Genomic DNA, 21,880 nt, shown 5'->3' with positions numbered 1-21,880 from the left:
CGTGGGCGGCGGTAGCGAGGAGACGGAGAAGACCCATAATCTGATCGGAACAGTTCTCGGGGGCTGACGGGGCTACGTTTGCAAAGACCTTTGCATCTTGGGGAACCATCGTGCCGAGATCGAAGATCGAGCTGCGCCATGTGCGCTACATCATCGCCGCCGCGGAAAGCGGCAGCTTCCGGCGCGCGGCGCAAGATCTCGGTGTCGAGCAGTCGGCGATCAGCCGCCGCATCCGGGATGTCGAGGATGAGATCGGCGCACAGCTGTTCCGCCGTCATCCTGCCGGCGTCGACCTGACGGACATCGGCAAACAATTCCTGAATCAGGCCGCCCCTGGGGCTCGCCAGATCGGATCGGCGCTCGACGGCGCAAGAACGGTGGCGAACAGAGGACGGCATCTTCGGATCGGCGTGTTCGGGCCTCTGACCATGGGCTTTCTGTCTGAGCTCTTCGGGGCCTTTCGGGGTGACCGCCCGGGGGTCAAGCTGCGGTTCAGCGAGGGCAGCTGTCCCGAACTTATCGCGGCCGTGCGGCGGGGGCAGCTTGATGTCGGTGTCGTCGCCGAAGCTTCGCCCGGGAAGGGCTTTGACGTGACGCATTTGTGGGCCGAGCCCGTGTACGCGGCATTGCCGGACGGCGACCCACTCGCCGATCAGAAGGCGCTCCGTTGGGATGACCTGCGTGATCGGCACTTTGTGGTGACTGATTTACCGACCGGCGATTTCGCGAAGGGTTACCTGATGCGAAACCTCCAGACTTCGCCCGGAGACCTCCAGATCGAGCAATTGTCCGTCACTCGGGAATCTCTGATGCAGATCGTCGCGCATGGGGACGGCGTCACCATCGCAGGTAGCGCGCATGTACGTCACGGAGTGCCAGGCATCACTTTTCGCCTGATCGAGGATGCAGTTCTCCGCTATGGTGCTGTCCACCCGCGAGGGGCGCTCAATCGGAACCTCGAGCGCCTGCTGGCGCTGGCAAAGTCTTTCTCGGAGCGAGATGACGCTTGGTTCGCCCGGCAACGGCTCATGCGCCCTGAGCATCGGCGCGTGCCGCACGTTGACTGCCATCGCGGCGCGCGCGGGCGAACCCCCGATCGGTTGCAATGAAGCGCTCGAGCATGGGCACAATCAGCTTCATCGGGTCGCCGATGGTCTGGCCTTGTTCGCGGCCGAGTGCTGCGGCGTAGGCGACGAGGTCCCGATGCAGCGGCGCAGGGAGTTCAATCGTCACCTTGACCGGCTTGTCGTCGATGATCGGGCCGAGCTTCAGCTTGGTCATCACAACCCTCCATAAGGTTCGAGCACGAGGTCGCGGGTGACGATGACGCGCACGGGGAACCCCGGTCTGATCGTCAGGGTCGGCGCGACATTGAGTTGCCGACGGATGATCTGCTGCCCTGCATCGTTGATGGTGTCCTGCCCGCCGTTGCGGATCGCCCGGAGCAGCCGATCCTGATCGTCAACGGCGAGTTCGGCGCCGACCGACAGCAGTGTCGACAGGCCGGCAGCCTTGGCGAGATCCCACCAGTGATAGTCGACGCCATCCTGGAGACCCGCATAGCCTTGCGCGTCGGCTCCGGGTTGACGTTCCAGGACGATCGAACGGCCATTCGGGAGGATGAGCCGCTTCCAGACGAGCAGCACCCGGCGCTGACCGAAGCCGACATCGTTGCTGTACTCGCCGATCAGCCGCGTGCCCTGTGGGACGAGCAGGATGCGCCCGGTCGGGCTGTCGTAGACATGCTCCGTGACCTGCGCAGTGATCTGGCCCGGCAGGTCGGATCGGATGCCGGTGATGAGGGCCGCGGCGATGACGGCGCCGGTCTGAAGCACATAGGGCGACGCCGGACCCATCACGCGATCTGGCGAGACCGTGCGGCGGTCCACGCCCGCATTCAGGAACGCGAGCTGGCGATCCTGCGCCGTCGCTGCCCCCGGCTGGCCCGGAAGACCTAGCCCAGAGAGGCTCGGGCTGCCTGGTCCGCCAGCTGTCGCAATCGGAGCTGCGACGCGCGCCTCCGTCTGAAAGAAGACGCGGCTCGTTAGGGCAGCTTCTTCTTCCGCGCGCCTGCGCTGCTCAACCGGATCGACGGTGGGCGCTGCCGCCATCGGCGGCGTGACGGGCTGGCCACGATTCTGCGCATCGAGGATGGGTCGCCCCAGATCTCCGGGCAGCGGAGGCCCGAGCACCGGGCCGGTGTAGTCGCGTGGCAGGCCGGCAAGCCCGTCCGCGGTTCGCCGATTTTGCGTGGAGTAAAGCTCCTCACTGCCAGGGCCGATACTGCGCGTCTGAAGCGCATAGATGAGCGCGCCACCGACCCCGAGGGCGGCGACGAGACTGATACCGCCCAGCACCTTTCGCGACAGTCGGGTGACCCGGGGCGGTTCGGCGCGCAGCCGCATGGGCGCAGCGGCATCGTCGGGCGGTGTGCCGACCAGCGGTGCGTCGGCTTCGTTGGGCGTGTCGCGCTCGCTCATGACGCGGGCCTCCCATCGGTGCGAACGATCCGGACCGTCTGCTGGCGCTCGCCACTGCCGAGACGGAGCTCGGCGGCGCCGAACAGGCGGTCGACGATCAGTATGTTCTGGTGGATCCTGCTGTTGGCGATCTGCGGTTCGCCATCTGCGCCGATGACGAAGAGCGGCGGCATCTCGCCCTGAACGATCCCACGCGGGAACTCGACATAGACGCGGCGCCCGTCGTCGTAGACCGAGATTGGCCGCCACGGCGGCGTGTCGCCCGTGAGGCCGTAGCGATAGTTCCGTGCCGCAACGGCCGGGAGCACTGGCGTAGCGGGCACTGCCTGTCTCTGCGAGGCGGGCGGCTGGGGATAGGCCCAAGCGACGGCCGGCATATAAGGGCGTTCGCCCGAGCGCAGCTCGATCATGTAGATGCGACGGTCGGTGGTCACGACCAGATTGGTCGTGATATCTGGCCGTGTCGGCTTCACGAGAACATGGACGCGGCGAGTGATCCCCGAGCCGCTCTCGGTGTCGCCGATGATCCAGCGCGCTGTGTCGCCCGCAGCGATCGGGCCGGCGCCGGTCAGGCTCTCGCCTGGTTCCAGCGCGATGTTGGTGATCTGCCCGGGAGCGGCATAGACCTGATAGAGCGCGCCCTCGCTCCAGGGATAGATCTGGATCGAGTTGTAATACCCCTCGCGGCGTGGTTCGACGCGCGCGGCGGCGTTGGCATTCTCCACGCGGCCCGCCGGCGTCCCTGCGGCAGCGCCACCGCGCGCGGGTGTCCAGGCGGGCGGTGTGTGAAGCGGCCTTGGTGGCGCCTCCGTGACGGCAGCCGGCACAGGGGGAAGCGGCGGCACATCGGCGTCGTAGCTGACCTGTGGCGGCCGGTTGGTCGCGCAGCCGGCCAGCGCCAATCCGGAGATCAGCAAAAGCGCAGAGCCGGATAGACGGAAGCTGCGGCTCGCGGATCGGCGGAGATGATCTCTCATTGCCCCATCTCCCGAGACCAGTTGATGGCGTTGACGTAGATTCCGAGCGGATTGGCCCGCAGCCGCTCTGCGTCGCGTGGGGGTTGGATCACGATGGTCAGGATGGCTGTCCAGCGTTGTGTCGTGGAGAGCTGGCCGTTCTCGTATTGGCGTTCGGTCCAGGCGACGCGGAAGCTGTCAGGCGACGCGCGGATAACGCTCGACACTTCGATCGACACCTGCTGCTTCCCGACGCGGGTGAACGGATCGTTGGCGCGGGCGAAGTCATTGAGGGCCGCCGCGCCGCGATCGGTCGTGAACTCGTAGGCGCGCAGCCAATTCTGCCGCACGACGATGGCGTCGGCCGGGATCGAGCGGACCTGCTCGATGAACCGCGCCAGATGCCAGGCCACCTGCGGGTCGGTGGGGCGGTAGTCGGCCTGCGCTGGCGCGACCGCCTGCGCCTGGCCGAGATTGTCGACCTGCACCACCCACGGGACGATGGTCCCGCGCGCCGACTGCCAGACCAGCGCGGCAGCGAAGCCGGCGGAGAGGATCAGGCAGCCGAAGGCCATGAGCCGCCAGTTTCGGGCCTGGACACGCGCTGAGCCGATTCGATCATCCCAGATCTGCGCCGCGCGCTGATACGGCGTCTCGGGCCCGGGCGTCTTTCCATAGTGGGTTGCGGGTCGCTTGAAGAAGCTCATGTGCGGTCGCCTCCGGAGAGATTGATGGAAGAGCCGCCGCCGTGGCTGTCGCCCGATCGGATCGCGTGTGCCGCGAGCGTGACGCCGTGGCTCATGGTCTGCCCACGTCGCATGCGCTGCGCCCAAGCCGGCGGGCTGGCGGCAGAGCCTGTGGCTGCCGGTGCGGCCGAACCGGCATCATTCGCGACCGTTCCCATGCTCGAGGAACCGCCGGTGGCTCCGAAGCCGCTTTTGACGCCGTCGGCGAAGCTCGAGCGAACGCTTTGCGCGGCCCGGCGCAGCGGAGAGGCTGCCGCGCCGCCGGCCGCTCGTGCGACGCCGCCGAGGCCCGACGCGACGCCGGCAGCGCCCGACTGGCCGAGGGAACCGAGACTGTAGGCAGCAGAGGCGGCTCCCGCCGCGGTGGCTCCACCGCGCATGGCGGCGGCGCCGCCGGAAATGGCGCTCGCGCCACCGCGCAGGGCGAGCCCGGCCGCGCCGCCGGCAGCCATGGCTGCGCCGCCCGCGACGAGGCCGGTGCCGATGGCGGAGCCTGCGCCGAGTTGCGGGCCGCCGGAAACGATGCCGTTGGCGATACCCGGACCGAATATGCCGAGACCGAGAAGCGACAGCGCCGCCAATACGACGGCCATCGCGTCGTCGATGGTCGGTGGCTGACCGCCGAATCCTGCCGTGAACTGACTGAACAGAGTCGAGCCGATGCCGATGATGACGGCGAGCACCAGTACCTTGATCCCTGACGAGATGACGTTTCCCAGCACGCGCTCGGCCATGAAGGCGGTCTTCCCGAACAGGCCGAACGGGATCAGGACAAAGCCGGCCAGGGTGGTCAGCTTGAATTCGATCAGCGTGATGAAGAGCTGGATGGCGAGGATGAAGAAGGCGAGCAGCACCAGCGCCCAGGCGAAGAGCAGGCAGGCGATCTGGATGAAGTTTTCGAAGAAGGCGATCCAGCCCATCAGGTTTGAGATGGATTCGAGCAGCGGCCTCGCCGCATCGAGACCCGTCTGCGCGACCCGGCCCGGGCGCATCAGGTCCTGGATGGAAAACCCGGTGCCAGACGCCTGAAGTCCGAGGCCGGCGAAGCTTTCGAAGACGATCCGCGCGAGGTTGTTCCAGTTGCCGATGATGTAGGCGAAGACGCCCACAAACAGCGTCTTCTTCACAAGGCGTGCGATGATGTCGCCGTCCGCGCCCCAGCTCCAGAACAGGGCGGCCAGCGTGACGTCGATGACGATCAGCGTCGTCGCGATGAACGCCACCTCGCCGCCGAGCAGGCCGAATCCGCTGTCGATGTAGGAGGTGAAGACCCCGAGGAAATTGTCGATGACGCCGCTGCCGCCCATGGCTCACCGCCCTTCGTCGGCGCGTCGCGGCGCGGTGCGGGTGCCAAGGAAACGGTCGCGGGTTTCGGCCCAGATGCGCAGACACTCGCCGTCCCTTGCGGCGGCTTCCCCCATCTGCTGGCACCGACGCTGGCCCTCGCGCAGCGGGTCCGGCGCCTCCTCAAGCACGGGCGTCGGCCGAGCCGCTGGCCTTTCCTCTTTCCGGGTCATCTCGATCGCCGTTGCCGTGATCGCGACGGAGACGAAGATGATTGCGCCCAGGCGGGCCAGCGTCTTGCCGTCCATCCTGCTGTCCTCAGTTGCCGTTCGGGAACATCCGGGCGTTGCCGGGCTGATAGCCGGAGCCGGGCGTCAAGAACCGGCGGCGCTGTTCACGGCCTTGTTCGGCGGCTGCGGCTCGCTCGGCATCGACAAGCGCCTGCGCTCGGCCGTTCGCAGCGACCACAGCGACCAGGTCTGCGAGTTGCTGCGCCTGCAATGCGAGCAACTGGTTGCCGGCCTGGGTTGCCTGAAGCGCGCCGGTCGCACCCTGGCTCTGCCCGACCAGAGCCGCCATCTCGGCGCGGTTGGTGTCGATATTGCCGACGACACCGGCCTGCACGCGCAGCGCGTCCTGAAGGCCGCCGACCGTGTTCTGCCAGCGCGATCGTGCATCGGAGACGAGACGCTGATCCGAAGTGGACAGCGAGATGTTGCTGTACTGGCTCTGAAAGGCTTGGTCGATCTGCTGCACGTCGAAGGCGATGCGCTGTGCCTGACCCAGAAGCGCTTGCGTGCGCTGCACCGATTGCTGGAGCTGCTGAAGCGAGGAATAGGGCAGGCTCGCGAGATTGCGGGCCTGGTTGATCAGCATCTGCGCTTCGTTCTGGAGGCTCTGGATCTGGTTGTTGATCTGCTCGAGCGCCCGCGCGGCCGATAGGACATTCTGGACGTAGTTGGTCGGATCATAAACGACCCACTGCGCCGCTGCCGGGGTCACGAACACGGGCGAGAAGGCGACGGGCAGCGACAGGATGGTTGCGGCGAACAGCGCCGCGCGAGAGCGTCGGATCATCATGGCTTGGGCTCCAGGTTGGTGAGATCGGGAATGAGGTCGGCGGCCCATCCGACATCGCGGGCGCGCAGCCAGGCGGACAGGAAGCCGTCGCGGCCATGCTCGGCGAGGATCGCCTCGATGGCGGCCTGATCAGTTTTCGAGGATGCCGCGCAGAGCGCGAGGGCGACTTCGGAGAGCCCCAACTCGAACAGCCGGTTGCCGCGCCGCGACTGGCAGTAATAGTCGCGCTTGGGTGTGGCCCGGCTGAGGATCTCGATCTGGCGGTCGTTCAAGCCGAAGCGCCGGTAGATCGTGGTGATCTGGGGTTCGATCGCGCGTTCGTTCGGCAGCAAAAGGCGCGTCTGGCAGCTTTCGATGATGGCCGGAGCGATCGCGCTCCCATCGATGTCGGCCAGCGATTGCGTGGCGAAGACGACCGACGCGTTCTTCTTGCGCAGCGTCTTCAGCCATTCGCGCAGTTGCGCCGCGAAGCCTTCATCGTCGAGCGCGAGCCAGCCTTCGTCGACGATCAGGAGCGTGGGCCGTCCATCCAGACGGTCGCCGATCCGATGGAAGAGATAGGCGAGGACCGCCGGCGCCGCGCCGCCGCCGATCAGCCCCTCGGTTTCAAAGGCCTGGACCGCAGCTTCCCCTAGCTGCTCGCCTTCGGCGTCCAGCAGCCGTCCGTAGGCACCGCCGACGCAAAAGGGGCGCAGCGCTTGCTTGAGATCGTTCGACTGGAGGAGGACGGCGAGGCCCGTCAGCGTGCGCTCTGTGATCGGCGCGGACGCCAGCGAGGTCAGCGCCGTCCAGAGATGTTCTTTCACTTCCGGCGTGATCGTGACGCTCTCGCGGGCAAGGATGGCGGCAATCCAGTCGGCTGCCCAGGCACGCTCATGGGTCTCGTGAACGCGTGCGAGTGGCTGGAGGGAGACCGACGACGCGGCGCCGTCCGTCAGGCTGCCACCGAGGTCGTGCCAATCGCCTCCCATGGCGAGCGCGGCCGCGCGAATGGAGCCGCCGAAGTCGAAGGCGAAGACTTGGCTGCCCGGATAGCGCCGGAACTGAAGTGCGATGAGCGCGAGCAGCACGGACTTGCCCGCGCCTGTCGGCCCGACGACCAGTGTGTGGCCGACGTCGCCGACATGCAGCGAAAAGCGGAACGGCGTGCTCCCTTCGGTCTTGCCGTACAGCAGCGGCGGCGCTCCGAAATGCTCGTCCCGTTCCGGCCCGGCCCAGACCGCCGAGAGCGGAATCATGTGGGCGAGGTTTAGAGTGGAGATCGGTGGCTGGCGGACGTTGGCGTAGACATGGCCGGGCAGCGAACCGAGCCAGGCATCGACGGCATTGATGGTCTCGGACATCGCGGTGAAGTCGCGGCCCTGGATCACCTTTTCCACGAGGCGCAACTTCTCGTCGGCGGTGCGCGGATCGGCGTCCCAGACTGTGACCGTGGCGGTCACATAGGCCTGACCGGCATAGTCGGCCCCAAGCTCCTGCAGGGCCATGTCGGCATCGGCGGCCTTGTTCGCAGCGTCCGTATCGACGAGTGCGGAGGCCTCGTTGGTCATTACCTCCTTCAGGATTGCGGCGATCGACTTGCGCTTGGCGAACCACTGCCGCCGGATGCGCGTCAGCAGTTTCGTGGCGTCCGTCTTGTCGAGGAGGATCGCCCGCGTGGACCAGCGATAGGGAAAGGCGAGCCGGTTGAGATCGTCGAGAATCCCTGGCGTCGTCGCCGTCGGAAAGCCGTTGATCGTCAGCACGCGCAGATGAGCGGCGCCGAGCCGTGGCTCGAGGCCGCCGGTCAACGGCTCAACGGCGAGAAGCGCATCGAGGTAGATCGGCGTTTCGGGCACGCGGACGCGGTGGCGCTTCGTCGAGACGGTCGAGTGCAGGTAAGTCAGGGTCTCGGCGTCATCGAGCCACCGGCATTCCGGCATGAAGCCATCGACGAGCTGGAGGACGCGGTTTGTGCGGTCAATGAAGGCCGCGAGGGCTTCATGGGGATCGACGCCGGACTGTTGGCGACCCTCGTAGAGCCAGGTTTCCGCCCGCGCGGCGTCCTCGGCAGGCGGGAGATAGAGAAAGGTCAAGAAGTAGCTCGACTCGTAATGCGCGTCCGCTTCCTCGAAGTCGGCCTTGCGCTCCGCATCAACGAGGGCGGAGGCGGCGTCCGCGAAGCGGCTTGCCGGATAGGAGGCGGCTTCGTGGCGCTGCGCTTCGACGAAGATCGCCCAGCCCGAGCCCAGACGCCGGAAGGCGTTGTTGAGGCGACTGGCGACTGCCACCAGTTCGGCGGCCACAGCAGAGTCGAGATCGGGACCACGAAAGCGCGCGGTGCGCTGGAAGCTGCCGTCCTTGTTCAGCACGACCCCTTCGCCGACCAGCGCCGCCCAGGGCAGGAAATCTGCAAGGCGGGTCGCGGTTCGGCGATATTCGGCGAGGTTCATCATGGCCACGCCTCACACCGAGAGATGGCCCGGAATGCGCAGATGCCGGCGGCCCACTTCGACAAAGAGCGGATCGCGCTTTGCTGCCCAAACGGCGGCGAAATGGCCGATCGCCCAGATGAGGAGACCAACCAGCCATAGCCGCAATCCGAGACCGACAGCGCCGGCGAGTGTGCCGTTCATGATGGCGATGCTGCGCGGTGCGCCGCCCAGCAGGATCTGCTCGGTCAGCGCGCGGTGGACCGGAACCGAGAAGCCCGCGACTTCATCGGGATGATGCAGGAGGCCCGCCATCAGACGAGCGCCCCGCCGCCGAACGAGAAGAACGACAGGAAGAAGCTGGACGCCGCGAAGGCGATCGACAGGCCGAAGACGATCTGGATGAGGCGCCGAAATCCTCCGCTCGTGTCGCCGAACGCCAGCGTCAGGCCGGTGACGATGATGATGATCACCGCGATGATCTTGGCGACCGGCCCCTCGATCGACTGCAGGATGGACTGCAGCGGCGCTTCCCAGGGCATCGAGGAGCCGGATGCATGGGCGGCGGGCGCCAGAAGAAAGCTCAGGGTCAGCGCCGTGGCGGCGGTTGCGAGGCGCTGATGGCCGCGCGCGATAGGTTGGATCATGCGGGTTCTCCTTGTGGGTCGGGAGGCTGGGTTGCGGGGGAAAGGCGGTAGTCGGTGTCCGTCCCGAGCCCTTCGACGCGCGCGAGTTCGGCGAGACGCCGCGCTGCGCCGCGGCCGGAGAGCACGGCCACCAGATCGATGGTCTCGGCGATCAGCGCCCGGGGGACGGTGACGACAGCTTCCTGGATGAGCTGCTCGAGGCGGCGCAGCGCACCGAGCGCGGTGCCCGCGTGGATCGTGCCGATCCCGCCGGGATGGCCGGTGCCCCAGGCCTTCAGGAGATCGAGCGCCTCAGCCCCACGCACCTCGCCGATCGGGATCCGATCCGGCCGCAGCCGCAGCGAGGAGCGCACCAGGTCGGACAGGGTCGCGACGCCGTCCTTGGTGCGCATGGCGATGATGTTCTGCGCCCTGCATTGCAGCTCGCGGGTGTCTTCGATGACGATGACGCGGTCGGTTGTCTTCGCGACCTCGGCCAGCAGGGCATTGGTCAGCGTGGTCTTGCCGGTGCTGGTTCCGCCGGCAACGAGGACGTTGGCGCGCGCTGCGACCGCCTGCCGGAGGATGGCGGCCTGGTCGGCCGTCATGATGCCCGCGGCGACATAGTCGTCGAGCGTGAAGACGGCGACGGCAGGCTTGCGAATCGCAAAGACCGGAGCCGTCACGACCGGCGGCAGCAGGCCTTCGAAGCGCTCGCCGGTTTCGGGCAGTTCAGCCGAGACACGCGGCCGTCGGTCATGCACCTCGGCACCGACATGATGGGCGACGAGGCGGATGATGCGTTCGCCATCGGCGGCCGAAAGTCGTTCCCCCGTATCGGACAGGCCGTCAGAGAGCCGGTCGACCCAGAGCCGCCCATCGGGGTTGAGCATGACCTCGACGATCGCGGGGTCTTCCAGGAATCGGGCGACCGCAGGCCCCAGCGCGGTGCGCAGCATGCGTGCACCGCGTGAGGCTGCTTCCGATTGCTGATGGTTGACCGCCACGTCGTCCCCGTTCGCTTGCGGGCCCGCGCGATGCGCGGCCCTGGATCGGGGATGAGTAAGAAAGGCAGGAATTGGGGCGTTGCAACAACGCTCAGGGGGTCATCGTACTGTGGCGAAGAAAGACAGGTGATCGGCGGACTGGCGTCGAGCCGCGGCAGCATCTGAGACTCCCGACCGGCGCGTTTTCCCGAGCGGGAATAATTCAGACCTAGGAGCTACCCCGAGGCGCAAGCTTTCCCGAGCGGGAAATTCTTATAGACATTCTTCAGAAATCCATGATACTTTCCCGTTCGGTAAATATCATGGCCAGACGCAACCTCACCACCGCCGAGATCGGCGACATTGTCCGGACAACCCGCAAGGCCGCTGGCCTGCGGCAGGACGAGCTTGCCGGCGCAGCTGGCGTCGGCCTGCGCTTCATCGTCGATCTCGAAGCGGGCAAGCCGACCGCGCAGATCGGCAAGACACTTCAGGTCCTAGCCGCGTTGGGCTGCTCGCTCGATATCACACCGCCGCCCGATCCCAAAGGAGCGCGGAAGGGATGACGCGCACCCTCGATATCTGGTGGGACGGGCGCCTGGTGGGTCAGCTGACGCAGGACAAGCATGGTGAACTCGGCTTCGCCTATGCGCGGGCTTGGCTCGACGACGAGGCGGCGCAGCCCTTGTCAGCCTCACTGCCAAAGCGGACGGAGCCGTTCAGTCGTCGCGAGTGCCGCCCATTTTTCGGCGGTCTCTTGCCGGAGGAAAGCCAGCGCGACGCCGCGGCTCAGGCACTCGGCGTGTCGCGCGCCAATGATTTCGCCCTTCTTGATCGCCTCGGCGGCGATGTGGCGGGCGCGCTCCAGCTTCTGCCGCCCGGCGAAGGTCCGACCGCTCCTGCCCCCGATCAACGGCCAATCCCGCTTGACGATGAGGGCCTGATCCGGGTGCTGGACGCGCTGCCCGTCCGCCCATTGCTCGCGGGCGAGGAAGGCTTGCGGCTCTCTCTCGCTGGCGCCCAATCGAAGGTGCCGGTGGTTCTGGTGGAAGGCGCAGTGGCGTTGCCTGCTCCGGGCCAGCCCACGACGCATATTCTCAAGCCCCCGATATCCCGCTTCGCGGCCACGACCGAGAACGAGGCCTTCGTGATGCGCCTTGCTGCCGCCATCGGCCTCGATGTCGCGCCGGTAGAAGCCCGCATCGTTCAGGATCGAACGTTTCTGCTGGTCCAGCGCTATGACCGCCTCATTGGCGACGATGGCTTTGTGCGCCGCATCCATCAGGAGGATTTCTGCCAGGCGCTCGGCGTGCCACCGGAGACCAAATATGCGAGCGAAGGCGGGCCGACCTTCAAGGATTGCTTCGCGCTGCTCCGCCGCGTCGCCGCAAGGCCCGCTGTCGATGTGCTGAAGCTTCTCGATGCGGTGATCTTAAATGTGATCGCCGGGAACGCCGACGCACACGGCAAGAATTTTTCGATCCTCTACGGCGACGAAGGCCCACGCCTAGCCCCGCTGTATGATTTGCTTGCGACAGTTGCCTATCCCGATCTCTCGCCGAAATTTGCCATGAAGATCGGGAAACGAGCGACGCTTGCCGAACTGGATGCGAAGGGGTGGGCAGCGTTCGCGGCGGACACAGGTCTCGGTCTGCCGCTGATACGACGACGGGTTGCGGAGATCAGCAAAGAGGTCCTCGAGAAAGCAGCCGCAGTCGCAGAGGAACTTTCGCGCCCTGAGTTGGACCGAACGGCTATCGAGCAGTTTGCCAACATGATCCGTGACCGCGCCGATCGCTGTGCTTTGACGATCGCGGGAGCCATGCGATGACGCGGTCGATAAAGAGCCGCCCATCGTCGGTTAAACCCGGGGAGTAATACGCGCTGCGGTACGGATATCGGCGATCTGGATGCCAAGAGCCTGCAGATTTTGACGCATATCGTTGAAAACCGGTTGCTCGGCGTCTGGATCACTGATGGTCACGATCACTGTGAAGGGCACGCCTTCTTCGGGCATGACCTCGCCCGCGCGCGTCAAGTATTCAACGAAGAGACGCCAGTTCGACGAGGGACCCACGCCCTGAGGGAAGGTTTTCGCCAAGACCTTTACCGGGCTCCATTTGAGGTCATGTTCGATGCGCTCCGCCTCAATCGGAGGAGCCTCCCGCCGTGACGGGAGATAAAGTGGTTCAAGCCGTCCTTTCCACCCGCCATTGGCTTGTTCCTGCTGGAGGACAGCGTTGATGTTGACCCGAACGAACTCCGATCCAAAACGGGCGTCGAGCGGGGGGGTGGAGACGAGCGTGATCTTTGCTCGACCACGGCACTTGCCTTCGGGGCCGACCAGTGACGCCGGCCATTGGAAACGGAAGTTGATCTGTTGGTCACGTTGGATGCGCGATGCGAAAACTAGAGTAATCGTGTGGTCGCCCGTTTCCAGGATGCGATCGGCCGAAGGCGGCATTCCGAATCCGACCATATGTTTGGCGATAGGCGCCAGCGCCTTGTCCTGCAAAAGGGTCGGCATTTCGGCATGGTGAACAAGCAGACCGATCAGGGTTTCACGAGAGACCTCGCCCTCAATAGCGTGATCCAGGACAGCGGCGGTCTTCGCGGCAAGGGGCGCGGCATAGCTAGTTCCGCAGCCATCGACGATGGTGCCGTCGGGCAGGATCGAGAAGAGCCCGTGGCCAAGTTTAGGGTGCTGGGACCCTGCGCCACCGATGTGAGCCAAGTCGGGCTTAACACCTGCGCGCAGTCCGGGGCCACGTCGGCTGTAGCGCGTCGGAGCGAACGGAAGGCATCCATCATGGCCTGGCGGGTTGAGAGCTCCCACAGCGACGTTGCGCGCGCTCTCGGCCGGCGTAAGGAGGCCGTCGTTGCGTGCGGTGGCAAGGTTGCCGAGCGCCGCCGTGGCGTCAGCAGGCCATTCAGGGCGCAGGTCTTGCGGTTGTATGTTGCCAGCTGAAATGAAAACGATGGCGTTGTTGCTCTCAGCGATCTGGTCAAGCCGCGCTGCGTGGGGACTGTAACGATCTGGTGCCGCAGGCTGAAGGATGTTCAGGCTCATGTTGAACACGCGCACCCCATGTCGAGCGCGAGCGTCCGAAATGGCTGTCTCCATTTCGTCGAAGAATTGCGGCAAGCCATCGGGATAATAGGACGCAAAAGCTCCGGCTTTGCGTTCGTTCGGGAAGACTGCAACGTCGACCAACTCCGCGCCGTCGGGCTCGGGGCAAATCTCCGCGCCGTTAAGCGCGCCGCCCAGTGCGGCCAATCCGCCGATGAACGTCCCATGCGCAAGGTCGGTATCTTCCTCTGCGAGAACGTCCCACCGGTCGATGATCCAGTCTGACAGTGCTTCGCCGATTCCGCCGTCGATGATCCCAAGCCGGGGATGACTGCGGCGGCTGTCTCGGACGGGAATAGTGACATCGGTAGGCCGTGCGCGGGCGACTGCCGTGCTGGGTCTTGCGGCCCGCACGACGATGCCAGGAAGTTCGATCCGGCGCACAAGCGGATGGCTGTCAAGGAAGGCGAGCAGCCGGAGGTGTCGACCCACGTCGGGATTGAATGCGGCAAGCTCGCGCCGCCGTTCGCTGACCGGGGCATCATTCAGCCGCAGAACCGGCTGATCTCCGGACTGATCCAGTCGGACAGAGAGGATCGGCTGTTTGTGGCGACGGTTCGGCAAACGCTCGACGACGAGGCCGCGATCTAGTGCGGCGAAGCCGGCAACGAAGCTCTCGACTAGGCGCCGATGGCTCAGGTCGAGGCGGTCCCACTCCGAGCGCGGCGGCGGGCTATCAAACAGCTCGACTTGATAGCTGCTGCCCGTCATCGGATTGGAGAGCCACGCTACAGCCTCATCGACCGAGAAGCTGCGCCGATCACTTGGCCCATAGAGTTCGATCCGGTCGATGGCACCGACCTCGCTCTTTCGGGCAGACGGATAAGGTTCGTCCTTCTGCTTTTGCTCGTTGAAGCGCATTTCGGTGTGGGTTTCGGCCTTGGCAATCTCTGCTGCCACCTGGCGCAGCGTGCCAGGCCGGGCTTCGACGAGCATAACTCCGAGATCTCCGCCGCCAACTACAGGGGTGCGATCGTGCCGAAACAGGCTGGCGATCGGGCGATGGCTTTTAGCCCAAGCCTCACGACGAAGAATAACCTTCACGAAGCCGATATCGCCCTGTGCTTGCGCGCTGAGAACGCCAGCAATCGTGTCGATTTGGCCCATCAGCGCGGCGCGATGGGCGGTGAACTCCGCATCGCGGTGGGCAAAGAAGTCCTTCCGACCGCCTCCACCACCAGCGTCACGCGCTTCCTCATAGTTTTCAGGATTGAGGACGATCTGGATGGGACTAGCCATTTAGCGTCTCCGCCTCGCCAGACTTGGCCGCGCGGCCGAGCTGACGACTGACCGTCGATTTGTCCTTGCCGGCAATCTCACCGATGTCGGCCATTGAGAAGCCGAGGATCGGATCATCCCGCATCGCCCGAAACAGATTGCTGGAGTCGTCGAATAGCAACGCGCGGCGTTCGCTTTGGACCCGAGCCGCGTTCAACGTGGCGAATTGGCGAAGCGTATCGAGTAGCCCGCGCTTGTCCTCCTCACGAACGGTGGTGGCCTTCTTGTATGTGCGCACGAGAGACTCGATCTCAGCGCCAGTCGAACCTTCAGTAAACCATGCGATTAGGCGCAAGTGGATGTCCGGGGCCTTTACTGGTGGCATGAAATGCGCGGCGATCGCCTTTCGCATCTCGAAGTCCGGCTTGGGAATCTCAAGCTGAACCTCGAAACGCCGCCAGACGGCGGTGTCCAAGAGCTTCGGGTGATTGGTGATGCCAATCGTGAAGCCGACATCGCGGCGCGTATCGAGATTCTGCAGAAGTGCGTTTACGACACGCTTGATCTCGCCAACCTCCTGGGGATCGTCACGAACTTTCGCGATCGCGTCGAATTCGTCGAGTAGAAGGATGCAGCGGTGACGGTTCGCGAAGGCGAACAAGTTTCCGATATTGCGCGCGGTCGTGCCGAGGAACGACGAAACGAGCCCGTCCAGCTTCACCAGCACGACGGGGAGATCGAGCTGTTGCGCGATCCAAAGCGCCAGCCTTGTCTTTCCCGTCCCTGGAGCTCCGTAAACAAGGCAGGTTTTGGACGGCCGAATGTTGATCTCTGATAGTGCGTCGAAGTTGGCCCATTCTTCGATAACTGTCTCGATGGCACGACTGACGGTCGAGTTGAAGAGCGGCGCGGTCGGTTGAATGTCCGCCGGGAAGATAATCTCCGCCAACGGTGCGGCTGTTTCACGGTCGACCGGAACAGGCGTGTTCCGTGTCAGCGGCTCACCCGAGATCTGCGCCTTGGAGCGTTCGATCCGGCTTGGCGAAAGCTCCTTCGTCCGATCAGCGGTCGTGAGGATGCTGGTCAGAGCAGCGGACTGCTTCGCCTCCCCATCCTTAGCCAAAGCGTCGCGAAGTCGCTCGATCTGCTTACGTAGGGCAGGTGAAGCGTCGGCCATTGCCGCGCGACATAGGGCCTGAATGATCGAGAAGTGGTCCATTGGTGATTCCTGGCGGCGCGATGCGCTATCTCATTAAGATGATGCGTATAGGCCCTTTTCTGGTGCGCGTCAAGCGCGTTTGATGCGTCCAGCGCGCTATTTGTTGCATTGAAAGGCCGCGACGTTGCGTCTATGTCGGCCTCTCGCGGCGGCTAAGTGTGGAATTTCCTCTTCAATGATCGGGATCATTTGCACCGGCCACGTCTTGTGGGATCTCCCGAAGGAAACTCTGGCCCTTCTGCAGGCGCCGCCCCAGCGTTTCGATAAAGCCTTCGTAGCGCTCCCGCCCTTTGGCCTGTGCTGACGCCTGAGCATCATTCGGCAAGGGCGGCGTGATCGTCAGCCAGAACCGGACGAACAGGGCGAGTGTCTCTGCGGTGACGCCGAGGTCGCGCTCCAAGCGCTGGACCTGGCGCGACAGGCGATCGAGGCGGCGCGCGAACGCGGCCTCGCGCTTGTCCGCGCCATCAGGTGACAGGAATGACGCAACCGCCGCTTCGACGATCGCGGAGCGGGAGAGCTTCTTGCGGTCGGCGAGATCGGCGATCTGGCGGAGCATCTCGGGCGGGAAATAAACGTTCATCCGGTCGCGCATGGTTGCCTCACAGTTCGATGCCGTCATTGGGATCGAGCGCGACCTGTCTCGCCACGCCGCGCATCTGCTGGCGCAGCGCCTGACGCTGCCGCGCCGCGTCTTCCGGCTCATCGTCCAGCATGATGGAAAACTCGTCGGCCGCGGCAGGTCCGGTCGTCTCCTTGGCGATCGCGACATGGTCGGGCAGTTCGGGCTCGCGCCGCAGACCGCCATTGGCAGCGTCTTCCGCCTTGTCGAGCTCAGCCGCGAGCAATGCGTCGGGCCGCTGCGGTTTCAACTCGGACCAGGCGTCCCTTCGGGCCGAACGCCCGCATTTCGCCGGGTCGGGTGACGGCAGGATGCGCTCCTTGAAGCGGCGATCCTCGAAGTAACGGGCCTTCTTGGCTCGGATGGGATGGACACCGGCGGCCATCACGATTTCATCCGTCGCCGGTAGCTGCATCACCTCGCCAGGGGTAAGGAGCGGCCGCGCCGTCTCCGAGCGCGAGACCATCAGATGACCGAGCCAGGGGCTGAGCCGATGCCCGGCATAGTTCCGCATCGCCTTCATCTCGGTCGCCGTACCGAGGGCGTCGCTCACGCGCTTGGCGGTGCGCTCGTCATTGGTGGCGAAGCTCACGCGCACATGGCAGTTGTCGAGGATCGCATTGTTCGGGCCATAGGCCTTTTCGATCTGGTTCAATGACTGGGCTATGAGGAACGACTTCAGGCCGTAGCCCGCCATGAAGGCGAGCGCGCTCTCAAAGAAGTCGAGGCGGCCGAGAGCTGGAAACTCGTCGAGCATCATCAGCACACGATGCCGCCGGTCTCGCGCATGCAGATCCTCGGTCAGGCGTCGGCCGATCTGGTTGAGCACGAGCCGGATCAACGGCTTCGTCCGGGAGATGTCGGATGGCGGAACCACAAGGTAGAGCGTTGCTGGCTTCTCATCGGCGATGAGGTCGGCGATCCGCCAGTCGCAGCGGCGCGTCACCTCCGCCACCACCGGATCGCGGTAGAGGCCCAGGAAGGACATGGCGGTGGACAGGACGCCCGAGCGCTCGTTGTCGCTCTTGTTGAGGAGTTCGCGCGCTGTCGACGCCACGACGGGATGAGGGCCGCCAAGGCCGAGATGGGGCGTCGTCATCATCGCCTTCAGCGTGGCTTCGATCGGACGGCGCGGATCCGACAGGAAGGCGGCTACACCGGCGAGCGTCTTCTCCTCTTCCGCGTACAGCACATGCAGGATGGCACCGACGAGCAAAGAATGGCTCGTCTTCTCCCAGTGATTGCGCTTGTCGAGTGAGCCCTCGGGGTCGACGAGAACGTCGGCGACGTTTTGCACGTCGCGAACTACCCACTCTCCCCGTCGCACTTCCAGGAGCGGATTGTAGGCGGCCGACTTGGCGTTGGTGGGATCGAACAGCAGGACGCGGCCGTGCCTCGCGCGGAAGCCGGCGGTCAGCTGCCAGTTCTCGCCCTTGATATCGTGGACGATGGCGGAGCCCGGCCAGGTGAGGAGCGTCGGGACAACGAGACCGACACCCTTGCCCGATCGGGTTGGTGCGAAGCACAGGACATGCTCGGGTCCATCATGTCGGAGATAGGCGTCGCCTAGCTTTCCGAGGACGACGCCATCGGGTCCGAGCAGTCCTGCCGCCTTCACCTCCCGGATTTCAGCCCAGCGGGCCGAGCCGTAGGTCTCGACATTCTTCGCCTCACGGGCGCGCCATACCGACATTGCGATGGCGACGGCGATGGAGATGAAGCCGCCTGAGGCGGCGATCATAGCGCCTTCAACAAAGATCGGCGGGGCATAGGCGTCGTAGAAGTACCACCACCAGAAGAAGGCGGGTGGATAGTAGACCGGCCAACCCGCCAGCTCGAACCACGGCGTGCCGAGCTGCGCCTGAAAACCGAGCCGCCAGGCGGTCCATTGGGTCGCGCCCCAGGTCGTGAGCAGCACGATGAGGAACACGGTGGTGATCTGGCCCCAGAGGATTTTCGTCGCAGACATCGGCGGCGGTCCTTTCTTCCTTGTTGGCTAGAGGGCGAGCCCACGCTTGCGGCCGAGGCCCCATTCGATGCCGCCGCCATCCTTCACGGCGCCGGCGACATGCTGGCCGAGCTTGCGTTCGATCTCGCGGGACCAGGGCACGAGCTGGAAGCCGAGACCGTTGTCGATCATCGCGAACCGGCCGGAGGAGAGGTCGAGACGCTGGCGATAGATGCCCGCGACCTGATCACCGGCGGTCTGCTTCATGTGCGCAAGGCCGGTCTCGGCGGAGAGGCGCGCCCCGACCGCATCCAGTTCGCGCCGCCGCAGCGTGGCGAGGAGGTCGCGTTGCAGGATGATCCGCTGGCCTTGGCGTCGACCGAGGCCTTGGTCGGCGAGATGCTCGGCCCGTGCCTGCAGGGCTTCGCGCACCTCTCGCCCGAAGCCTCCCATCGACAGCGGCATGGGGTCCGCCTCCACAAGCCGATGGTCCAGCCAGGTGGCCCCCGGCGCCTTGATCTGCTGGCCGAGTTCGAGGTCTGACCGGTGGGCGAGAACAAGCGTCGGGCGCGCCTCATCGGCTCGGCCAAAGCGCCGAACCTCCACGATGCCGCCGATCGCAGGCGCATGCTCGAAGGCCTCGACACCGCGGAACCGGACATGGTGGGCGCGGCCGTCGGTGCCGTCGATCACCGCATAGGCTTCGCCCGTCAGCTCGTCGTGCAGGCCGCGATCGACCAGCCGCCCGATGATCGGCGCCTGTCCGCTGCCGCCTTCGATGACATAGTCGGCGACAGCGCGATCCTCACCGCGCTCGGCGAAGGCGCGGTGCATGGTCTTGATGATGTCCCCGCGAAGCCCGAGGTCGCGCAAATTGCGTTCGGCGTCGAGCCCGACCATCCACTCGCCGGGGCTGGCGGATGACGCGAGGCCCATCTTCTCTAGGTGCTGGAGCCGCCCGATCATGAGCCGGCGGGTCTGGGGATCAGTGGCGCCGGATTGCTCGGGACGAAGATCGATGAAGCCGGTCTCGTCGGCGGCGATGCGAATCTCGACATCGAGGCGCGTCCAGCGCTCGGCCGTGATTTCGCGCTCGAGCGCCGTCTTGATCTCGTGCTCCGGCTTCGGGCCGAGTTCGATCGACACAAGATCCTCGGCCCGGGATCGCAAGCCGCGGCTGATGTAGTCGCGTGAGATGACGAGGTCGGTGCCCTGGGCGTCAACGCCTCGCACCAGCAGGTGGACGTGGGGATTGTCGGTGTTCCAGTGATCGACCGCAACCCAATCGAGCCGGGTCCCGAGGTCGGCTTCCATTTGGCGCGCGAGGTCGCGCGTGAAGGCGCGCAGGTCCGTCAACTCGGCGGCGTCCTCGGGCGAGATGATGAAGCGGAAATGGTGGCGGTCGTCCTTCGAGCGCGCGGCGAAACCAGCGTCATCGGCGCGGTCGCTGTCGGCATCGAACATCACGGCCTTCTCACCGTCGCGCGTGACGCCGTCGCGCTTGAGATAAGAGAGGTGGGCATTAAGCGGCGCAGACCGGAAGGCCCGGCCCTGGTGGCGGGCGATCCGCGCCTTGACGACGACGCGGCGCGACGAGCTGAAAAGCCGCGCGCGGCTGAAGGCGATCCGTCCGCGCCCGAAGCTCGAACGGCCATAGCCGGACGCCTTGCGGCCCGGACCGCCGCCGGTGCCGACATGCCCCGAGCGCTTGGCGGCGCGCAGGACTTGGTTGATGAAGCTCTTGGGTTTCGGCGCCCGCGTCGAACCGATGCGGCCTGGCCGGACCCGGAAGTCGCTGTCGCCGTCGCTCATCGCCGGCCTCCGGCGGGCCAAACGCGGGACAGTGCCGGCAATGTCCTTGAAATATCGTGGAAAATAGCCGGAACCGGCACTGCCCCCGACCGACCGGCACGTGAAAAGCCATGCGAAAGCAATGGCTTGCACGCGAGTGGCGAGCCGCTTTTATCTCGCCATCTGTTGGTCGTGTCTGCTTCGCCCCAACGGCCCCGTGCCGCCTCTTTCCGGGAGCTCGCTACACCGCGCCGGAGTGCGATTCCGGTCATGGACGCCCCCCATCATCGGCGCGGGTCACGAAGATGCCTGCCGTCTGCGTCGAACCGGCAATTGGGGGTTGCTGCGGATCTGCGGTTCGGCTGCCGTTCCTTTGGCGATCGGGCTGCGATCGTTCTGCTGCAACGCTGCCTTCGGAGCGCGCGACGAACAACGGAGACCGAGTCCACGCGAGCGGGTCGATGGTCGCGACAGCGACGCCGGCAGCGAGCGGCTCACTGCCGATCAACGGCGCGATCGCGGCCACGTAGGCGATGGTCTCGGCGGGCAGCGCGCGGCCAGCCGAGAGATAGTCATCGTACCGCCCGGGGCCGGCATTGTAGGCCGCGAGAAAGCCCGGCGCGCCGTAGCGGTCGTGCATTTCGCGCAGATAGGCTGCGCCAGCGAGGATGTTGTCGCGAGGGTCAAAGGGATCGGCCCCCAGACCGTGGCGCGCCCGCAGATCCGCCCAGGTCGCGGGCATGATCTGCATGAGTCCCATCGCGCCTTTGGGCGAGACCGCGCGGACACGACCGCCGCTCTCGACGCGCATGACTGCCCAGATCCAGCGCTCGGGAATGCCGAACCGCTGCGCTGCCTCGGCGACCGCTTGTGTGTAGGGCGAGCCTGCAGCGGGTCGCTCGATGAGCGAGGTCTGCGCCAGAGACGGCGCGGGCATCGCGCCGGCAAAGGCCAGGCCGGAAAGGAGAATGAAGGGGAATCGGCGGGCGGCCCCTTTCGCTCCGGCAGCGGGCTGGCGATGGGAGACGCGCATCGGTCAGTCCCGCTCGCTGCGCTTGGTCGGCCGGTTCCAGTAGAGACCCCATGCTGACTTGTCGTCGGCCGACTGGAACAGGTTGGCCCGGATCGGCTGTGCGAAGGTCGGATCGTCGAGCTGCAACGACACATACTCGCCGGCCTTCTCGCCGGTGCGCTTCCATCCCGCGCCTACTTCAGGCCCATCGGCATCATCGCCGAGGTAAACGCGATAGTCGGGCGCGTTCTCGGCGTCGGAGTGCTCCGCCGGCACGAGCACCAGAGCGGCGTCGAGGGCGAGTGTGCGAATGCGGCCGCCATAGCCGCTCTTGGTGCGGGTGAATTCTCCGATCAGGCTCATGGCAACCT

At 65.6% G+C, this 21,880-nt stretch carries 21 protein-coding genes; 3 read left to right on the top strand and 18 right to left on the bottom strand.

All coding sequences use genetic code 11. The features are described from left to right. Positions 1-110 precede the first annotated feature (110 nt). Entirely contained in the window at positions 111-1,109 is a 999-nt protein-coding gene (locus BMY71_RS17910) for a LysR family transcriptional regulator (RefSeq protein WP_011579844.1), read from the top strand. Here BMY71_RS17910 and BMY71_RS17905 read toward each other — a convergent pair. Genes BMY71_RS17905 through trbB form a run of 11 tightly spaced genes read right to left on the bottom strand, consistent with a single transcriptional unit; the run spans position 1,027 to position 10,590 of the window. Next, on the bottom strand, positions 1,027-1,281 hold the full coding sequence (locus BMY71_RS17905) for a DUF2274 domain-containing protein (protein WP_092685514.1): 255 nt from the start codon (positions 1,279-1,281) through the stop codon (positions 1,027-1,029). The two genes, BMY71_RS17910 and BMY71_RS17905, sit on opposite strands and share 83 nt — an antisense overlap. Beyond that, complete coding sequence (locus tag BMY71_RS17900) at positions 1,281-2,480, bottom strand: TraB/TrbI/VirB10 family type IV secretion system protein (protein ID WP_011579846.1); 1,200 nt, start codon at positions 2,478-2,480, stop codon at positions 1,281-1,283. Before BMY71_RS17900 ends, BMY71_RS17905 begins: the two co-directional genes overlap by 1 nt. Continuing rightward, positions 2,477-3,457, bottom strand: a complete 981-nt coding sequence (trbG, locus tag BMY71_RS17895; RefSeq protein ID WP_092685512.1) for a P-type conjugative transfer protein TrbG — start codon at positions 3,455-3,457, stop codon at positions 2,477-2,479. Before trbG ends, BMY71_RS17900 begins: the two co-directional genes overlap by 4 nt. Continuing rightward, on the bottom strand, positions 3,454-4,143 hold the full coding sequence (gene trbF / locus BMY71_RS17890; RefSeq protein ID WP_011579848.1) for a conjugal transfer protein TrbF: 690 nt from the start codon (positions 4,141-4,143) through the stop codon (positions 3,454-3,456). Before trbF ends, trbG begins: the two co-directional genes overlap by 4 nt. Beyond that, positions 4,140-5,489, bottom strand: coding sequence for a P-type conjugative transfer protein TrbL (trbL, locus tag BMY71_RS17885; RefSeq protein ID WP_011579849.1), 1,350 nt, complete (start codon positions 5,487-5,489; stop codon positions 4,140-4,142). Before trbL ends, trbF begins: the two co-directional genes overlap by 4 nt. 3 nt (positions 5,490-5,492) lie before the next feature. Next, positions 5,493-5,774, bottom strand: a complete 282-nt coding sequence (gene trbK-alt / locus BMY71_RS17880) for a putative entry exclusion protein TrbK-alt (protein WP_011579850.1) — start codon at positions 5,772-5,774, stop codon at positions 5,493-5,495. A 10-nt stretch (positions 5,775-5,784) separates the two neighbouring features. Continuing rightward, positions 5,785-6,546: a P-type conjugative transfer protein TrbJ gene (gene trbJ, locus BMY71_RS17875; protein ID WP_086117941.1), complete on the bottom strand. Its 762-nt coding sequence runs from the start codon at positions 6,544-6,546 to the stop codon at positions 5,785-5,787. Then, entirely contained in the window at positions 6,543-8,981 is a 2,439-nt protein-coding gene (gene trbE / locus BMY71_RS17870; protein WP_011579852.1) for a conjugal transfer protein TrbE, read from the bottom strand. The genes trbJ and trbE overlap by 4 nt, the downstream gene beginning before the upstream one ends. A 9-nt stretch (positions 8,982-8,990) precedes the next feature. Further along, a complete protein-coding gene (locus BMY71_RS17865; RefSeq protein WP_011579853.1) occupies positions 8,991-9,272 on the bottom strand; it encodes a VirB3 family type IV secretion system protein in 282 nt (93 codons plus the stop codon). Further along, entirely contained in the window at positions 9,272-9,604 is a 333-nt protein-coding gene (locus BMY71_RS17860; RefSeq protein WP_011579854.1) for a TrbC/VirB2 family type IV secretion system protein, read from the bottom strand. The genes BMY71_RS17865 and BMY71_RS17860 overlap by 1 nt, the downstream gene beginning before the upstream one ends. Beyond that, entirely contained in the window at positions 9,601-10,590 is a 990-nt protein-coding gene (trbB, locus tag BMY71_RS17855) for a P-type conjugative transfer ATPase TrbB (protein WP_011579855.1), read from the bottom strand. The genes BMY71_RS17860 and trbB overlap by 4 nt, the downstream gene beginning before the upstream one ends. A 302-nt stretch (positions 10,591-10,892) precedes the next feature. Here trbB and BMY71_RS17850 point away from each other — a divergent pair, with 302 nt between their 5' ends. Then, positions 10,893-11,135 carry a helix-turn-helix transcriptional regulator gene (locus tag BMY71_RS17850; RefSeq protein WP_035600045.1) on the top strand — a complete coding sequence of 81 codons (243 nt, stop codon included), beginning with the start codon at positions 10,893-10,895 and terminating at the stop codon, positions 11,133-11,135. Next, positions 11,132-12,400 (top strand): type II toxin-antitoxin system HipA family toxin, encoded by a 1,269-nt coding sequence (locus BMY71_RS17845; RefSeq protein ID WP_092685510.1) that lies wholly within the window; start codon positions 11,132-11,134, stop codon positions 12,398-12,400. The genes BMY71_RS17850 and BMY71_RS17845 overlap by 4 nt, the downstream gene beginning before the upstream one ends. Positions 12,401-12,430: 30 nt before the next feature. Here BMY71_RS17845 and BMY71_RS17840 read toward each other — a convergent pair whose 3' ends face one another. The 7 genes from BMY71_RS17840 to BMY71_RS17810 all read right to left on the bottom strand — a co-directional run bounded on the left by BMY71_RS17840 (position 12,431) and on the right by BMY71_RS17810 (position 21,872). Further along, a complete protein-coding gene (locus BMY71_RS17840; protein ID WP_092685508.1) occupies positions 12,431-14,938 on the bottom strand; it encodes a S8 family serine peptidase in 2,508 nt (835 codons plus the stop codon). Then, positions 14,931-16,136, bottom strand: a complete 1,206-nt coding sequence (locus BMY71_RS17835) for an AAA family ATPase (RefSeq protein WP_011579859.1) — start codon at positions 16,134-16,136, stop codon at positions 14,931-14,933. The genes BMY71_RS17840 and BMY71_RS17835 overlap by 8 nt, the downstream gene beginning before the upstream one ends. Before the next feature lie 172 nt (positions 16,137-16,308). Continuing rightward, positions 16,309-16,731 (bottom strand): CopG family transcriptional regulator, encoded by a 423-nt coding sequence (locus tag BMY71_RS17830; RefSeq protein WP_011579860.1) that lies wholly within the window; start codon positions 16,729-16,731, stop codon positions 16,309-16,311. A 7-nt stretch (positions 16,732-16,738) separates the two neighbouring features. Then, positions 16,739-18,727: a conjugal transfer protein TraG gene (locus BMY71_RS17825; protein WP_092685506.1), complete on the bottom strand. Its 1,989-nt coding sequence runs from the start codon at positions 18,725-18,727 to the stop codon at positions 16,739-16,741. 27 nt (positions 18,728-18,754) lie between these two features. Continuing rightward, positions 18,755-20,518 carry a relaxase/mobilization nuclease domain-containing protein gene (locus BMY71_RS17820; RefSeq protein WP_011579862.1) on the bottom strand — a complete coding sequence of 588 codons (1,764 nt, stop codon included), beginning with the start codon at positions 20,516-20,518 and terminating at the stop codon, positions 18,755-18,757. 247 nt (positions 20,519-20,765) lie between these two features. After that, positions 20,766-21,530, bottom strand: coding sequence for a lytic transglycosylase domain-containing protein (locus BMY71_RS17815; protein ID WP_092685504.1), 765 nt, complete (start codon positions 21,528-21,530; stop codon positions 20,766-20,768). A gap of 3 nt (positions 21,531-21,533) precedes the next feature. Beyond that, a complete protein-coding gene (locus BMY71_RS17810) occupies positions 21,534-21,872 on the bottom strand; it encodes a DUF736 domain-containing protein (RefSeq protein ID WP_011579864.1) in 339 nt (112 codons plus the stop codon). Between the last annotated feature and the right edge of the window lie 8 nt (positions 21,873-21,880).

Origin of the sequence: Rhodopseudomonas pseudopalustris (genome assembly GCF_900110435.1) — a bacterium.
Taxonomy (GTDB): Bacteria; Pseudomonadota; Alphaproteobacteria; order Rhizobiales; family Xanthobacteraceae; genus Rhodopseudomonas; species Rhodopseudomonas pseudopalustris.
This window is presented reverse-complemented; position numbering and strand designations above follow the sequence as displayed.

Coding starts and splice junctions, on each gene's coding strand:
- trbJ (WP_086117941.1), bottom strand. CDS start 6,546: ATGATGATCCGACGCTCTCGCGCGGCGCTGTTCGCCGCAACCATCCTG.
- BMY71_RS17835 (WP_011579859.1), bottom strand. CDS start 16,136: ATGGACCACTTCTCGATCATTCAGGCCCTATGTCGCGCGGCAATGGCC.
- BMY71_RS17825 (WP_092685506.1), bottom strand. CDS start 18,727: ATGTCTGCGACGAAAATCCTCTGGGGCCAGATCACCACCGTGTTCCTC.
- BMY71_RS17845 (WP_092685510.1), top strand. CDS start 11,132: ATGACGCGCACCCTCGATATCTGGTGGGACGGGCGCCTGGTGGGTCAG.
- BMY71_RS17850 (WP_035600045.1), top strand. CDS start 10,893: ATGGCCAGACGCAACCTCACCACCGCCGAGATCGGCGACATTGTCCGG.
- BMY71_RS17860 (WP_011579854.1), bottom strand. CDS start 9,604: ATGATCCAACCTATCGCGCGCGGCCATCAGCGCCTCGCAACCGCCGCC.
- trbK-alt (WP_011579850.1), bottom strand. CDS start 5,774: ATGGACGGCAAGACGCTGGCCCGCCTGGGCGCAATCATCTTCGTCTCC.
- trbL (WP_011579849.1), bottom strand. CDS start 5,489: ATGGGCGGCAGCGGCGTCATCGACAATTTCCTCGGGGTCTTCACCTCC.
- BMY71_RS17905 (WP_092685514.1), bottom strand. CDS start 1,281: ATGACCAAGCTGAAGCTCGGCCCGATCATCGACGACAAGCCGGTCAAG.
- BMY71_RS17840 (WP_092685508.1), bottom strand. CDS start 14,938: ATGGCTAGTCCCATCCAGATCGTCCTCAATCCTGAAAACTATGAGGAA.
- trbG (WP_092685512.1), bottom strand. CDS start 3,457: ATGAGAGATCATCTCCGCCGATCCGCGAGCCGCAGCTTCCGTCTATCC.
- BMY71_RS17810 (WP_011579864.1), bottom strand. CDS start 21,872: ATGAGCCTGATCGGAGAATTCACCCGCACCAAGAGCGGCTATGGCGGC.
- trbE (WP_011579852.1), bottom strand. CDS start 8,981: ATGATGAACCTCGCCGAATATCGCCGAACCGCGACCCGCCTTGCAGAT.
- trbF (WP_011579848.1), bottom strand. CDS start 4,143: ATGAGCTTCTTCAAGCGACCCGCAACCCACTATGGAAAGACGCCCGGG.
- BMY71_RS17865 (WP_011579853.1), bottom strand. CDS start 9,272: ATGGCGGGCCTCCTGCATCATCCCGATGAAGTCGCGGGCTTCTCGGTT.
- BMY71_RS17830 (WP_011579860.1), bottom strand. CDS start 16,731: ATGCGCGACCGGATGAACGTTTATTTCCCGCCCGAGATGCTCCGCCAG.
- BMY71_RS17815 (WP_092685504.1), bottom strand. CDS start 21,530: ATGCGCGTCTCCCATCGCCAGCCCGCTGCCGGAGCGAAAGGGGCCGCC.
- BMY71_RS17820 (WP_011579862.1), bottom strand. CDS start 20,518: ATGAGCGACGGCGACAGCGACTTCCGGGTCCGGCCAGGCCGCATCGGT.
- BMY71_RS17900 (WP_011579846.1), bottom strand. CDS start 2,480: ATGAGCGAGCGCGACACGCCCAACGAAGCCGACGCACCGCTGGTCGGC.